Source organism: Pseudoalteromonas sp. 1CM17D, assembly GCF_023161805.1.
Taxonomy (GTDB): Bacteria; Pseudomonadota; Gammaproteobacteria; order Enterobacterales; family Alteromonadaceae; genus Pseudoalteromonas; species Pseudoalteromonas atlantica.
The window spans coordinates 120,634-134,413 of record NZ_JALNTP010000005.1; the positions used below are offsets into that span (position 1 = coordinate 120,634).

A 13,780-nucleotide genomic window follows, 5' to 3' on the forward strand; every position below is an offset into this window, starting at 1 on the left:
GGTTAACGGGGCTTGAATGCAGGTCACTTTTCGAATGAATTATTTGGATGATGTTAGATGAGTGGCTTTAATGGGTTTTTGCAAAGGTGGAGTGTTCGTTTTTGTTATACTTTTTATAAAAAAAAGCGCACCTTAAAGTGCGCTATACGTTTATTGTGTTATGTCAAAGCTAACTGAAAGGTCCTCAGTTTGCGGTACACTAATTTGCTTAAGTTGATAAACAGTGAAATCAGTATCTTCTAGCTCTGCATCGTCTATATGTGCGGTGCACGTATAGCCAAGTTGGTAGTCTCCCGGTGTAATGAAAGCAAGCTCAAACTCATATTGGTTATCGTCTTGGTCAAATACAACATTTGCGGTCGCAAGTGGGGCATCTTCTGGGGTTTGCTCATCTATTTCGTATATATCTTTAGGTACTTGAGCATCTGATGAATATAGATATACGGCGTGTCCAAACGTTGAATCTGCAGCAGCAGTGGTGATATTGTCTGTTTCACAGTTATTAATAAGCGCTTGGCTTACTGTGCCTTCAATTTCTTGTGACTCAGAAAGATTTTGTAATCGTACGCCTCTAGGTTTTAAAAAGATCTCCTCATTATTTTGGGGATCGACCAGCGATTTTTTTAGGTCAAATTCTAAAACAAAGTCGTTATCAGTTTGGTTAAGTGTAAAGCCATCGAGTTGTATTTCGCCTACACCATCATTCCCTTTTCTTTTTACCACGAGCGGAGCAATGCTGTCGTCTTCGTATACTACGTGAGATGTAAAACTAAGGTTATTTGTATCGCCATTTATAACTTGAGCGCGGATCCACGAGTATTCGCCTGCTGGCACTTCTTGATCGTCAAGCAGCTCAAAAACATCGTCCCCGGTGTAATCGAGCAAATTAACCATTTGTGGTTGAGATGCGTCAGCTTCACTTCGGGTTTCAAAACTAAATTCTTCATCGCCTTGTGTTTTAATAGTGATTGAATCAAACACGACGTTAACCGCTTTTAAACCACTAACCGGCGCATCTGACACACCAAGGCTAAAGGTTGACTTGTCGCTAGATTGTGGCGGTGTTGTGTCATTGTCATCACTTGAAGAGCCACACCCGGCTAATGCAAAAAGAACGGCGCTGCTGACTAATGTTGATTTAAAATTCATGATTTACTCCTTTAGTTTATAAAGCGGATTGTAGAAGAGCTAAGCTGAATTTAGATTGAACTGGTTTTTAGAATAGTTACTTGAAGTTAATCTTTATTTTACTTTGCGCATTTTTGAACAAAAGTATGTACGCCATAGGTTAACTAGTTTGTGAGCACAAAGGTTTTAAGTGTGAAAATTTAAGCGAAAAAAAGAAAAACTTTGCCCAATTAATTTGCTGATATAGGCACACCTTCCACTTATTTTAATGCTATCGCTTTAAAATTTTTACTATATACTCCCGCCACTTCTTTTGAAGTGTATAGATTTAATTCTTGCTGATAATCAGCCCATAGTTGGAATATGTATGAAAGATAAACTTATTGTGTTTTGGCAAAGCCATTCAGAAACAATCATCACTTTAGGTTACAAAGTGGTATTAGCTTTGGCTATTTTAGTTGCGAGTGCGCTTATTGCGCGTTCGGTAAAAAAAGCGATTAAAAATTCTAAGTCGCCATTAAAAAAAGTAGACGAAACGCTACTGCCGCTTTTATCGAGCATTGCGGGGTATTTAGTTTACATAATTGCTGGGCTGTTTATTTTAGATATTTTTGGCGTTAATACGGCAAGTTTAATAGCGCTAATGGGCGCGGCGGGTTTAGCGATTGGTTTGGCGCTTAAAAACACGCTGAGTAATATTGCAGCCGGCATTATGCTACTCATACTGAGGCCATTTAAAATAGGCGACTTTGTAGATGCGAGCGGTACGCTTGGCACAGTAAACGAAATAAACTTATTTACGACCATTTTTAAAACCACCGACGGCCTGTATATCGCATCGCCTAACGGAAAAGTATGGGGCGGCAACATTAAAAACTTTACCCGTAACGGTAAAAGGCGCATGGATATAGTGGTGGGAATTTCGTACGCCGACTCTATTGATGTTGGCTTAAATGTACTTAAAGAAGTTGCCGAATCAGAAAGCCGATTACTCGCAGAGCCAGCGCCTAAAGTAATGGTTACCTCAATAGGCGAAAGCGCAGTAAATATTCAATTACGTGCATGGGCTGTAAATGGCGATTACTGGCAAACCATGTGGGATTTAAATAAACGCGTTAAAGAAGCCATAGAAGGTGCGGGGCTGAGCATTCCGTTTCCGCAGCGAACGCTGCATATATCTGAGTCGATGGCATCGGCAATAACAGTAAGTAAAGAAACTTAAACTCTATTAGCACAAACACAAATATAAATAGCGAGCCTTGGCTCGCTATTTTTGTATCAGCTTTTTGCTGACGAGTATTACCCTTCTAATTGAAAGTCGTATACCGAGCCTAAATTAAGCAGCTGGGTTAGTTCATCCAGTGCTTGGTAGCTTTCGGTGAGTAGGGCTGAATCGGCAAAGTCGCTTGCACCTAGCTTATCGCGGTAGTTACGCTTTGCCCAGTCACAAAGCTGAGTGTATTTATTATCGGTTAAAATAACCTCTGGGTTTACCGCAGCAAGTTCTTGCTCGTTAAGAGCTACACGTAAACGCAGGCAGGCAGGGCCGCCGCCATTTTGCATACTTTGGCGCAGGTCAAAAAACTGCACTTGGTTTACTGGGTTATCGGCTAAAATCATTTCTTCAATGTAGGCATTTACTGCGCTATTACGTTGACACTCTTGTGGCGCTACTAATAGCATTGAGCCATCATCTAGGCTTACTAATTGGCTATTAAATAAGTAACTGCTTACTGCATCGCTAATGCTTACTTTATCAGTAGGTACTTCAATTATGTATAGCTGTTTGTTGCCGGTGTAGGCATCGCGAATTTCTTGCAGGGCATCGTGTTGGTTTAAAAATGCTTGCTGGTGGCAAAGCAATACGTTTGCGTTACCTACTGCAATTACATCGTTATGAAACACGCCTTGATCTATAACATCTGGATTTTGCTGCAGTAAAATTTGGCTCGATTCTCTTAAATTATGTAATCGGCAAATGGCTTCTGAGGCTTCTAGTGTTTGCCTTGCAGGAAACTTAGCCGGTTTTGGTAACTGGCTGTTAAAGGCACTTGCGCCAAATACGAACATTTCTAGGCCTTGCTCGCCGTGGCTGTCGCAAAGTCGGGTGTGGTTAGCCGCGCCTTCGTCGCCAAAAAAGCCCTGATCGGGTAAATGCGTGTGGTGTGCAAAATAGCTATCGTTATTAAACATGGCTTTTAGTAAGCGGGTAGTTGTAGCAGGCTCTAGCGAGCGGTGAAACTTATTGTTTAAATTAGCTGAGGTAAAGTGCACTTTGCCATCGAGGGTATCTGGCGATGGAGAAACAGTAGCGGCATTGGCGGTCCACATTGCAGAGGCCGAATAACACGCGCGCAATAAAATAGGGTCTGCTTTAAATGCTTTATGAATAACTTGCGAGTCGTTGCCGGTAAAACCTAAGCGACGTAGTACGTTTAAATCGGGGCGTGCATGGGGCGCAAACACACCTTGTGTTAGGCCTTTGTCGTGCATGGCTTTCATTTTTTCAAGGCCCTGTAACACAGCTTCTTGAGGGTTTGAAAAACTTGCCGCATTATTTAACGAGGCAACGTTACCATACGATAAACCCGCATAGTTGTGAGTAGGGCCAACTAAGCCATCAAAATTTACTTCTAAGGCGTGCATACACGTTCCAATCATATTGTTTTTAGTTACTTAACAATACAACGCAATGGCCGCGCTTGCAAAGCCTATAAATACGAAATTTATCGGCTGTAAACTCGCTCTTTATCGCACGTAGTATGGGTATTGCTCGGATCGTTTACCTGCCATACGCTAATGTCTAAACGCCATAGTAGGTAAAGGGTGTGGTATAGGTTAGCCATGGTATTTTCCTTGAAAGTTTCACTGAACACATCTGTACTTTGAAAGAATTATGCCAACTGTTAATTGAATATTTTATGAATACAAATCAGATATTTATTAAAACACTAAAAATAACTTTTGAGCGCTTAGCACCACTTTGGGGCTAAAAGGCTTAAAAGTTGCACCAAAAAGCCACGCAGCGGGTGCGTGGCGTATGGTTTATACGCTGTATTTAGCGCCCTACTTTACCCTTTACTAGTGGGTCGAACGACAGCACACTAAATTTTCCTTGGCTGGCATTTTTACCGTTATTTAATACTGGCGAGCGGTGTAGCTCATCTACGGTAAAATATATTTTATGATCGGCGCCATAACTAAAGCCATCAGGCCAGCTTAAGCGCTCGTCTTTAAATAATACCTGGTATTTACCGCTTGGTTTTACTACACCAATTGCGCCGTTGGTTATGTCGGTAACATACACATTACCGCCGCCATCAACAATAATGCCGTCGGAAATTGGTTTAGTGGCGTAACGCGTTACTTTACTTTCAAGGGCGCTTGCGCTCAGGCTTTTATTGTTAATATCGCTTGTGGCAATACGGTAAACCGATGTGCCAGACATAGAGCCAAAGTAAAGCCACTGTTCGCTTGGGTCGAGTGTGATTGGGTTTACGCCTAAACGTGCTGGTTGGCCGCCTAGTTTCATGGTGCGCCCTTCAATGACCATGTCGATGTTTTCGGCTGTGGTGTATGGGCTATTTTGTAAGACTCTGCGCGCCTCACCTGTTTTTAAATTTACGGTAATAATAGCGGCTTGGCTGCCTTGTGCGGTGTCGGCAATGTATACAACGCTGTGTTTATTATCGATAACTAAATCGTTTAAAAACGAGGTGTCGGTAATGGTGGGTTTAGCTAAATAAATTATTTTATGCAGCTGCTCTTTGTTGGTATCCCAACCGACTAAACGCCCAGCACGATCAGGGCCTGATGTATCAAGCATCCATAACACGCCATCGGCAGATACATTTATGCCAAGTACATCGTAAAAGCCTTTGCCGTTTTTGTACGCGTATGCCCATTCTTCATTAGGGTAGGGTTTGGTGGTGCCATCGCTTAATAGCTCCATAATTTTTTGTTTTTGGCCGTAAAAACCATGTACCGATAAAAACTTACGACCCGATGGCGTAATAGCAATATTACCCGGTGGGTGTTGTGCATCAAATGTAGCAACTGTTTTTAAATCGGTGTGCGTAGGTTGGGTATTAGCAAATGCAATGCTGGTTAACAATGCGGTGCTGCAGGCTGCTGCTAAAAGTATTTGTTTAATCTGGTTCATGCTTAAAAGCCTTCTAAAACAAGTTTACCGCGTGAGGTGTGCGATTCTAAAATTTGATGTGCTTTATATAAATTAGCGGCGTTAATTGGGCCTAAATTTTGCCCAAGCGTGGTTTTAAGTATACCTGAGTCTATCAGCTCGCTAATTTCATTAAGTAAGGTGTGCTGCGCTGTTATATCGGCGGTAGTAAATAGCGAGCGGGTAAACATAAACTCCCAATGCACCGATATACATTTACGCTTAAACTTTAAAATATCGAACGATGAAGGGTCATCTATTAGCGCAAATTTACCTTGCGGTTTAATACACTCAACTATTTGCTCTTGGTATTGGTCGGTATGGGTTAAGCTAATAACGTAATCAAACTCAGCTAAACCAAGCTCTAGGCGCTGCTCGTTTAAGTTTTTAGTATGATCAAGCACATGATCCGCTCCTAACTCTTTAAGCCAAGTTACGCTTTGCTCGCGCGATGCAGTACCTACCACATTTAGCCCAGTAAGCTGTTTGGCAAGCTGTACTAAAATAGATCCAACGCCACCTGCGGCGCCAATAACTAAAATAGATTGCTGAGTATTTTGCTTATTTTTAGGCACTTGCAGGCGATCAAACAGCATTTCGTAGGCGGTAATACTGGTTAGCGGCAGCGCTGCGGCTTGTGCGTCGGTTAATGTTTTAGGCGCACGGCCTACAATACGCTCGTCAACTAATTGAAATTGCGCATTACTGCCTTGGCGCGATAAATCGCCAGCGTAAAATACACGATCTCCCACATTAAATAACGATACCGACTCGCCAACGGCTTTTACAACGCCTACGCCGTCCCAGCCTAATACTTTGTAGCCTTGCTCTGGCGCTACATTTGCACGTATTTTTGTATCTACAGGGTTTACCGAAATAGCCTTTACTTCAATAAGTAGGTCGTGCCCGCTGGCAGTTGGGGTATCAAGCTCAATTGCTTGTATTGAGCTTGCTGTAAGCGTTTTAGAGTTTTTGGTGTAGCCAAATGCTTTCATGTGCGTTCCTGATGATTTTAACCAAGTGTTTTTAACGTGTAAGCACTATAGCTCAGTTGAAAAATAGAAAAAGACATGAAAAACTAAAGCACTTTCAAATTTTAATTGAAAATATGCGATCATTTAACGATATTCAAACTTTTATAGATGTAGCCAGTTGCGCCAGTATTTCGGAAGCCGCACGACAAAACGAGCAAACCCCAGCGGCGGTAAGTGCAGCTATTAAGCGCCTAGAAAAAGACTTAGGAAACGTGCTGTTTATTCGCTCTACTCGCAGCTTACGCTTAAGTGTGGCAGGGGAGCAGTTTTTAATTTACGCCAAAGACTCCCTTTCGCTTATTCAACAAGGGGTAGCTGCAGTACAAACCGCAGTGGGCGAAGTAACGGGAACGCTACAGGTATCGGCCCCGTGCGACTTAGGGCGTAATAAACTAAGTGAATGGCTTAATGAGTTTTTAGCGCAATACCCGCATGTAAAACTTAAACTGCACTTAAGTGACGAAGTAAGCGACATTTACAGCCAATCAATTGATATTGCACTGCGCTTTGGTGTACCAAAAGATTCGCAGTTAATTGCAGCGCCGCTTTTTTTAAATAATGCGCGTATTTTAGTGGCCTCTCCTGAATATGTAGCAAACAATGGATTGCTTACACACCCCCTTAACTTAACGCAGCACACCACCATTACCTTTATGCGTTTTGGCGAAGTGTTTAAAGAGTGGCGATTTTATAAAAATGGCGCAGTGCAAAAAGTGCAGCTAAATTGCCAACACATAGTTAACGATGGCGAAATGGTTAGGCGCTGGGCGCTAGAGAGCAAAGGCATTGCGTATAAGTCGTACTTAGATGTAATTGATGATTTAGCAAGCGGAGAGCTCGTTCATTTATGCCCCGAGTGGCAAAGCGATCCGCTACCGCTTTATATGATGTACGCCGACCGGCGACAAATGACCCCGGTGATCAGCGCATTTAGGGCGTTTATTCAACAAAAAATAACCGCGTTAGTTGGCTAACTCATCGTCACTTTTAGTATTTAAATCGTTTACTACTAAATCAAGTAGCTGCATAAGCTGTTTAGCTTGTGTGGGGTCTACACTTTCAAACTTACATAATATATTTTTTGGAATATCAGCGGCTTCGTTTTTAAGGGCTTGCCCACTTTGGGTAAGCTGAATTAGGCGCTTACGCTTATCGTGCTCATCTTTAATAACAGCCAACAGAGACTTTTCGGTCATTTTTTTGAGTATTTGGGTCATAGCGCCGCCATCAATAGCGGTTTTATCTATTAGCTGCGCTATGGTTATTTTGTCTTGCTCCCACAGCGCCATCATTACTACATACTGCGGATACGTTAAATTAAGTGCAGCTAAAGGCTCACGGTAAGCACGTGCAATGCTATTTGATGCCATATATAACCGATGGCACAGCTGATTTTTTAATTTTAGTTGCTCAAATGACATACCCAACTCCTAGTGCGTTAATACCTTCAACTCAAAAAACATTTTAATTTGCATGCAAAGTATTTGCAATCTCTAATTACCTGGCCTATTATTTTGCATGCAAACTAAATTAATTGATAAACTTTGGAGTTCACTATGAATGTATTACAAAACGTTGCCTACACAGCAAAAGCAACTGCAACCGGTGGCCGTGAAGGTGTAGCTAAATCAGACGATGGCCGTTTAGACGTAAACTTATCAACCCCAAAAGGGCTAGGTGGTGACGATGGTCAAGGCACCAACCCAGAGCAGTTATTTGCCGCAGGCTATGCAGCGTGTTTTATTGGCGCGCTAAAATTTGTAGCCGGTAGCGAAAAAATAGATTTACCAAGTGATACCCACATCAACTCTGAAGTATCTATTGGCGCGATTGAAGGCGGTTTTGGCATTGCAGTTAAATTAGCTGTATCACTCGGTGATATGGATAAAGCGGCGGCGCAAGAGCTGGTAAATAAAGCACACCAAGTATGCCCATACTCAAATGCTACACGCGGTAATATTGAAGTTGAGCTTTCGGTTATTTAATTAACTGATTACTTAGCATTGTAATAGCCCAGTGGTTTGCCACTGGGCTTTTTTGTATGCAAAGTTTATTAAAAAATAACGTTATAAATATATGAAAACAGCATGATTAAATTAACCCATATACCAGCAACTGACACAGCTGTATTTGTCTTGCAGTGATTAAGTAAGCAGCTCTTTAATGCTGAAAAATGTTGGGAGGATGAAAAGGGTTAAGGCGTTCTGCAAGAACGCCGATAGAGGGCTGGCTTTATCGTTTGTATCGGATGTATTGGGTGTGCTTACAACCCTAACTCCGACAGTCCTGGGTGATCGTCGGGGCGGCGTCCTTGAGGCCAGTGGAATTTACGCTCTGATTCTTTGATGGGTAAGTCGTTGATGCAAGCGAAGCGATTTTGCATTAAGCCGTTTTCATCGAATTCCCAGTTTTCGTTGCCGTAGGAGCGAAACCAGTTGCCGCTGTCATCGTGCCACTCATACGCGTAACGCACGGCAATACGATTTTCAGTGAAAGCCCATAACTCTTTTATAAGCCTATATTCCAGTTCCTTTTCCCATTTTCCTTTTAAAAATGCGGCGGCTTCTTCGCGGTTATTCACGAAAGTGCTGCGATTACGCCATTTGGTATCCTCTGTATAAGCAAGTGATACCTTTTCATGATTCCGGCTGTTCCAGCCATCTTCTGCTAGGCGCACTTTTTCGATGGCGCTTTCGCGGGTAAAGGGGGGCAGTGGTGGGCGTGTACTCATTTTTAAATCCTCTTTGGGTAAATTAACGTTTTTAATTCGATTACAAGGCTAACGTGATTGTTTGACTATCTTTCGCTGGTACCGCGCAGCATAACAATACTTCTGATGCGTCAATATGCGCACTTGGCTTGGTGCGATACGTTACAGCACCACTTTTTAGTTTAACCGCACATGAGCCACATTGGCCGTTGCGGCAACTGTATGGTGGCGTAAGACCTTTGCTTTCGGCTACGTCGAGCAGGGGCTTGTCACCCTTGTACCAGCTTTGTTCAATACCTGAGTGGGCAAACTTTATCACAGAAGATTCAGCCTCTAGCTCAGCGAAGTTGCTGGTATCTGTTGATTGACGAACTAGAGATGATGGCCCAAACGCTTCGGCATGAATATCTTCATCTTTTACCCCAATGCCAATCAGTAAGTCATACATACTTTGCATAAAACCTTGAGGACCACACAGATAAAAGTCTTTGTCGAACAGCGATGGGAAATCGTCGCTATGCTCTGTGGCCGTTGCATTAAGCACGTCCATTACCAAGCTTTGGCTAATTCGCCCTTGGGAAGTGTAATCGTTCGATGCCGCAGAACTCTCTGTCTGAGCGTAGTGAATATCACTTAATACAGAATAATACTGAATACGCCCAGCACTGCGCTTTGCAATGTTGCTCAGTTCTGCATAGAAAGCGCGTTGCTGCCTATTTTTGGCCGCTTGAATAACTGCCATTGGGCGGATATAGCGAGTGCGTATACCTTCATTAACTGCATCATTTGCCATGGCCACCATTGGCGTTATGCCCACACCCGCACCTATTAAAATGGCTGGGCGCTGTTGTGTGTTATCGATAAAAAAATGGCCGCTTGGTGCTTTAATCTGTATTTCACTGCCAATCGATATTCGAGAATGCAAGGTACTTGATATCACACCATACTCTTCACGTTTTACTGAAATACGATAACCACTTTGCGTTGGGGCACTGGATACAGTGTAATTGCGCACAAGCCAGTTTTCAGTATTTTGCTGCTTAATACGCAGGGTTAAATGTTGCCCTGGGGAAAATGGCAGTACGGGAGAATCATCTTTTGGCTGTAAATAAAATGAGCGGATTGTACTGCTCTCGTCTTCGATTTTACTGACGGTAAATGCGCGCCACTGGTTGCGTTTAGCTTGTGCTTTTAACACCGCCTCTGTCTGTGACCAAGTACTGGTGGCTTGAGAATTGGGAGAATAGCTGTCGAACTGAGCGCGAAATGGAAGTGCCGCTTTTAATGTCACCCCTTGGGTTAGGGTAAATTGCCAGCCGCGCTGCGCACCTTGAAACCCTTTAATTATCGGTGAGTCACTCGCCAGCAAGGTAACCGTGCCGGTTAACATAAAAACATCGCCGCTGGTAAAATCAACAAACAGTAAACCCGCTTTGGGGTTTAACAGGAAATTACCCAGCGTATTGAAGAAGTTATTCCCTGCATAATCAGGAATGGTGAGGGTGTTTTCGTCAACCTTTATAAAACCTGGCATGCCACCACGGTGTGACACATCAACCCCCATAGCATTATGGGCAGATAGCTGACGGTTTACTTCGTTTGCAGGTTCGTGACCCGCAGAACTGGCAACAAAAAACGTATCCGCTTGGCGGATAAAGGCCTTTAGGCTATCACTTAGTTCAAAAAACGTTTCAGCGCGCGGAGCCTTGTATGGCGCATCTGGCGAACGGATAAAATGAAGGTCGCGAGTTTGAATGTACTGCGGACAATTCCCAAAAGATTGCTCAACTTCTAGGATAAACTGGTTGTTCGCTGCGCTGGTAACACAAGCGTTGACTCGGTTTCTACGCCGGGTCGACATTTCTAACCCCAATAAACCCAATCGAGCACCTTGTGTGATTGCTGCTGCTAATGGATCACCTGATAAAATTGGGGTGTTTACTGTGAGCTGAGTCGGGGAAGGGGACTGCACGAAGCCGGGCTTTCCAGGCAAAATTGACGCCCAAAGTTGCCCCTTATCTGATGTACTACCCAGCACCATAAACGGCAGTTGTTGGAAAAACTGCCTATGCTGATCTGGCATAAATTCGCGGATCGCGCGGCGGCCAATAGTACGCATTTTTTCGTAACTTCCGGCACTTCTTTGCATTTGCTGTTCACCTTCGTGAAAAGCACTTGAAGTAATGTGTGTGTTCATAATGACTCCATTAGCGCAGTGCGCCGGAAAAGCATTTGCCTAAAATATTAAACTGGTGATGCAAAAGAATGCTGGGCTCAAACCTATTCATTGAAAGACAGAGCCGCTTTAACAAATACTTACTTTACCAGCCCCGCTTTTGTAGCCTGCATAGGAACGAAACCGCTTAATCCTTCTACGTTAGATAACCAGCGACGTATATTCGGATATGGGTCAAGAGAGACATCACCCTCGGGAGCGTGGGCGACATAGCTGTATATCGCAAAATCAGCCAAGCTCACTTTATTAGCCACTAAGAAGTCATTGCCATCGAGTTGCTGTTCCAATTTTGTTAGGGCTTTTGCTGCTGTTTCTTTAGCGAAAACAGGGTCAACCGGCGAGTTGAAAACATTAATTAATCTCGCTGCACCAGGGCCGTAGGATATCTCTCCTGCAGACATGGCAAGGAAACGATGCATCTCAGCTTCGCTGGCAAGATCTTGCGGAATATATGAAGGGGCATATTTGCGTGCCAAGTAAATCAAGATTGATATTGAATCGTGAATTACCACGTCTGAATCCTCTATTACTGGTACTACACCCAATGGATTGAGAGCCAGAAATGGGGCTTGTTTATGCTCCCCAGCGGGTAAGTCTACATAAATAACTTCATGGGCTATGCCTGCAACACTCGCAAATAACTCTACTCGGTGGGCATGACCGGATAATGGAAAACCGTGAATTTTAATGGCGTTTGACATGATATTTACCTTATTTAATCGTTAACTGATGACTTTTGCTGTTAGTCACTGACCTGTCGTGACATGGGTAAATATTAGGCGCTGCGTTTCTTATGAACAATATGTTGATTTATGGAATAACTATGTACAAAATATTCATAAATTAGCCGAGGCATTGCACGAGGCATTACGCAGGGCATTACACGGAGCTTTTATGGATACACTCGATGGCATGCGTACGTTTATTGCGGTGGCTAAGCAAAAATCTTTCACTGGTGGTGCCAAGCAACTAGGTATAAGCACTAAACTGGCGAGTAAATACATTGCTCAGCTGGAGCAAAAGCACGGTGCTTTGTTGTTCCACCGCACTACGCGCAGCGTTACGTTGACCGAAACTGGGCAGGCGTACTTTGCGCGATGCGTTCCTTTGTTGGAACAATTTGAAGAGCTAGAAGATGTCATTCAGCATCGACAGTCTGCTCTGTCTGGCACGGTTCGCTTAACCGCACCTACCGCATTTGGCAGTACCAAATTAGTCGACGCACTGGCCCCATTTTTAGCCCAGCATCCGAAAATCAATGTTGAGTTGAACCTGTCTGATCAGTACGTGGCTATCATCGATGAAGGTGTGGATGTTGCTGTGAGGTTTGGGCCGTTGAAAGACTCAACACTGATCGCTAAAAGATTGATGGATATGCGTATTGTTTTTTTTGCCTCTCCTGAGTATTTAAAGCGCAATGGCAAACCAAGCCATCCTCGTGCGCTGGCGACACACAATTGTTTATTGCAGACTTCTCAAAACGATCCGGAAAACTGGAAGTTCAAGGAAGATGGCAATACGTTCACCGTTAATGTTAGCGGCGATTTTGCTTCTAACTCCCCCAGAGCAGTAACCCACATGGCTTCCCAAGGGCTGGGTATAGGCATGGGCCCACAATACGTGACTGAGCCTTACGTAAAAGACGGCTCATTGCAGTTGCTGTTCGAACCCTATGAAGCAAGCATATTGGAATTAAACGCAGTGTATGCTTCAAACCGCCACTTACCGGCAAGAATACGAGCATTACTTGATCATCTTGCGCTTTCTTTTGCAACTTAGTGGTAATTACCTCAATAGCTACTGTGCAGGCACAATGTATAACGTATCTGCTTATTGATTTAGACTTTGCTCGTGAAATAGAGCAAAGCGTAGGGCATCTTTTTATCGCACAGATCTGCGTAAATACCTTGTTAGCATAAGGCTTTAAATGGCAGTAGCGATAAAACAAGTATGCTCATACTAAAACGCTACAAAAGCCCAGTGGTTTGCCACTGGGCTTTTTTGTGCGCTGCAATTTACTAGAGATCACATTAATTGAAGCGGGCTTTTAAATAAACATACGAAAAATCGTATATTCACTATTTCATATATCCTCGTTTTGTTTTATTGTATGCACACTAACTAAACGAGGATGCTATGGAACAACTCAACCCACTTCAATTTTACAAATGCTTAGCCGACGATACGCGCTTAAAAGCCATGTTATTAATTAGCCATGAGCAAGAGCTATGTGTGTGTGAGCTTGTTGCTGCGCTGGAACTGAGCCAACCTAAAGTGTCGCGCCATTTAGCGCAACTTAGGCAGTGTGGCCTATTGAGCGACCGTAAGCAAAATCAATGGGTGTATTACAGTATTAATAAAGCCCTGCCACAATGGGCTCTTAGCGTACTAACGCAAACACGAAACGAAAATTCTGCGTTTTATAACGACGATTTAAATCGACTCAATGCTATGGGTAATCGCCCAGAGCGTGCAGCAAGCTGCTGTTAATT

13 protein-coding genes are annotated in these 13,780 nt (G+C 43.3%); 5 read left to right on the forward strand and 8 right to left on the reverse strand.

The window, feature by feature from the left end:
• Positions 1-150: 150 nt before the first annotated feature.
• Entirely contained in the window at positions 151-1,149 is a 999-nt protein-coding gene (locus tag MSC25_RS10825; protein ID WP_248443392.1) for a DUF4382 domain-containing protein, read from the reverse strand.
• Between the two features lie 346 nt (positions 1,150-1,495).
• Between MSC25_RS10825 and MSC25_RS10830 the strand changes: the two genes are divergently transcribed.
• Positions 1,496-2,350 carry a mechanosensitive ion channel domain-containing protein gene (locus tag MSC25_RS10830; protein WP_248443393.1) on the forward strand — a complete coding sequence of 285 codons (855 nt, stop codon included), beginning with the start codon at positions 1,496-1,498 and terminating at the stop codon, positions 2,348-2,350.
• 77 nt (positions 2,351-2,427) lie between these two features.
• On the opposite strand, the gene astB is transcribed toward MSC25_RS10830, so the two are convergent.
• The 3 genes from astB to MSC25_RS10845 all read right to left on the reverse strand — a co-directional run bounded on the left by astB (position 2,428) and on the right by MSC25_RS10845 (position 6,303).
• Positions 2,428-3,774, reverse strand: coding sequence for an N-succinylarginine dihydrolase (gene astB / locus MSC25_RS10835; protein ID WP_248443394.1), 1,347 nt, complete (start codon positions 3,772-3,774; stop codon positions 2,428-2,430).
• A gap of 412 nt (positions 3,775-4,186) precedes the next feature.
• A complete protein-coding gene (locus MSC25_RS10840; RefSeq protein WP_248443395.1) occupies positions 4,187-5,290 on the reverse strand; it encodes a major royal jelly family protein in 1,104 nt (367 codons plus the stop codon).
• Positions 5,291-5,292: 2 nt separating this feature from the next.
• Positions 5,293-6,303: a zinc-binding alcohol dehydrogenase family protein gene (locus MSC25_RS10845; protein WP_248443396.1), complete on the reverse strand. Its 1,011-nt coding sequence runs from the start codon at positions 6,301-6,303 to the stop codon at positions 5,293-5,295.
• A 113-nt stretch (positions 6,304-6,416) separates the two neighbouring features.
• On the opposite strand from MSC25_RS10845, the gene MSC25_RS10850 reads away from it, so the two are divergent.
• On the forward strand, positions 6,417-7,316 hold the full coding sequence (locus MSC25_RS10850; protein ID WP_248443397.1) for a LysR family transcriptional regulator: 900 nt from the start codon (positions 6,417-6,419) through the stop codon (positions 7,314-7,316).
• On the opposite strand, the gene MSC25_RS10855 is transcribed toward MSC25_RS10850, so the two are convergent.
• Positions 7,305-7,763: a MarR family transcriptional regulator gene (locus MSC25_RS10855; RefSeq protein ID WP_248443398.1), complete on the reverse strand. Its 459-nt coding sequence runs from the start codon at positions 7,761-7,763 to the stop codon at positions 7,305-7,307. The genes MSC25_RS10850 and MSC25_RS10855 overlap by 12 nt on opposite strands.
• A gap of 135 nt (positions 7,764-7,898) precedes the next feature.
• On the opposite strand from MSC25_RS10855, the gene MSC25_RS10860 reads away from it, so the two are divergent.
• Complete coding sequence (locus MSC25_RS10860; RefSeq protein WP_138612389.1) at positions 7,899-8,327, forward strand: organic hydroperoxide resistance protein; 429 nt, start codon at positions 7,899-7,901, stop codon at positions 8,325-8,327.
• Positions 8,328-8,605: 278 nt separating this feature from the next.
• On the opposite strand, the gene MSC25_RS10865 is transcribed toward MSC25_RS10860, so the two are convergent.
• From MSC25_RS10865 to MSC25_RS10875, 3 genes are all read right to left on the reverse strand, one after another.
• The gene (locus MSC25_RS10865) at positions 8,606-9,073 is read right to left on the reverse strand and encodes a nuclear transport factor 2 family protein (RefSeq protein ID WP_013754461.1); all 468 of its coding nucleotides are present in this window, start codon (positions 9,071-9,073) and stop codon (positions 8,606-8,608) included.
• Between the two features lie 40 nt (positions 9,074-9,113).
• Positions 9,114-11,249 carry a pyridoxamine 5'-phosphate oxidase family protein gene (locus MSC25_RS10870; protein WP_248443400.1) on the reverse strand — a complete coding sequence of 712 codons (2,136 nt, stop codon included), beginning with the start codon at positions 11,247-11,249 and terminating at the stop codon, positions 9,114-9,116.
• 119 nt (positions 11,250-11,368) lie between these two features.
• Positions 11,369-11,989, reverse strand: a complete 621-nt coding sequence (locus MSC25_RS10875; protein ID WP_007992017.1) for a glutathione S-transferase — start codon at positions 11,987-11,989, stop codon at positions 11,369-11,371.
• Between the two features lie 193 nt (positions 11,990-12,182).
• Here MSC25_RS10875 and MSC25_RS10880 point away from each other — a divergent pair, with 193 nt between their 5' ends.
• Both MSC25_RS10880 and MSC25_RS10885 read left to right on the forward strand, forming a co-directional pair.
• Positions 12,183-13,067, forward strand: a complete 885-nt coding sequence (locus MSC25_RS10880) for a LysR family transcriptional regulator (protein ID WP_248443401.1) — start codon at positions 12,183-12,185, stop codon at positions 13,065-13,067.
• 357 nt (positions 13,068-13,424) lie between these two features.
• Positions 13,425-13,778 (forward strand): metalloregulator ArsR/SmtB family transcription factor, encoded by a 354-nt coding sequence (locus MSC25_RS10885; RefSeq protein WP_004587025.1) that lies wholly within the window; start codon positions 13,425-13,427, stop codon positions 13,776-13,778.
• Positions 13,779-13,780 lie beyond the last annotated feature (2 nt).

Coding starts and splice junctions, on each gene's coding strand:
- MSC25_RS10825 (WP_248443392.1), bottom strand. CDS start 1,149: ATGAATTTTAAATCAACATTAGTCAGCAGCGCCGTTCTTTTTGCATTA.
- MSC25_RS10855 (WP_248443398.1), bottom strand. CDS start 7,763: ATGTCATTTGAGCAACTAAAATTAAAAAATCAGCTGTGCCATCGGTTA.
- MSC25_RS10865 (WP_013754461.1), bottom strand. CDS start 9,073: ATGAGTACACGCCCACCACTGCCCCCCTTTACCCGCGAAAGCGCCATC.
- MSC25_RS10885 (WP_004587025.1), top strand. CDS start 13,425: ATGGAACAACTCAACCCACTTCAATTTTACAAATGCTTAGCCGACGAT.
- MSC25_RS10880 (WP_248443401.1), top strand. CDS start 12,183: ATGGATACACTCGATGGCATGCGTACGTTTATTGCGGTGGCTAAGCAA.
- MSC25_RS10875 (WP_007992017.1), bottom strand. CDS start 11,989: ATGTCAAACGCCATTAAAATTCACGGTTTTCCATTATCCGGTCATGCC.
- MSC25_RS10870 (WP_248443400.1), bottom strand. CDS start 11,249: ATGAACACACACATTACTTCAAGTGCTTTTCACGAAGGTGAACAGCAA.
- MSC25_RS10840 (WP_248443395.1), bottom strand. CDS start 5,290: ATGAACCAGATTAAACAAATACTTTTAGCAGCAGCCTGCAGCACCGCA.
- MSC25_RS10860 (WP_138612389.1), top strand. CDS start 7,899: ATGAATGTATTACAAAACGTTGCCTACACAGCAAAAGCAACTGCAACC.
- astB (WP_248443394.1), bottom strand. CDS start 3,774: ATGCACGCCTTAGAAGTAAATTTTGATGGCTTAGTTGGCCCTACTCAC.
- MSC25_RS10845 (WP_248443396.1), bottom strand. CDS start 6,303: ATGAAAGCATTTGGCTACACCAAAAACTCTAAAACGCTTACAGCAAGC.
- MSC25_RS10850 (WP_248443397.1), top strand. CDS start 6,417: ATGCGATCATTTAACGATATTCAAACTTTTATAGATGTAGCCAGTTGC.
- MSC25_RS10830 (WP_248443393.1), top strand. CDS start 1,496: ATGAAAGATAAACTTATTGTGTTTTGGCAAAGCCATTCAGAAACAATC.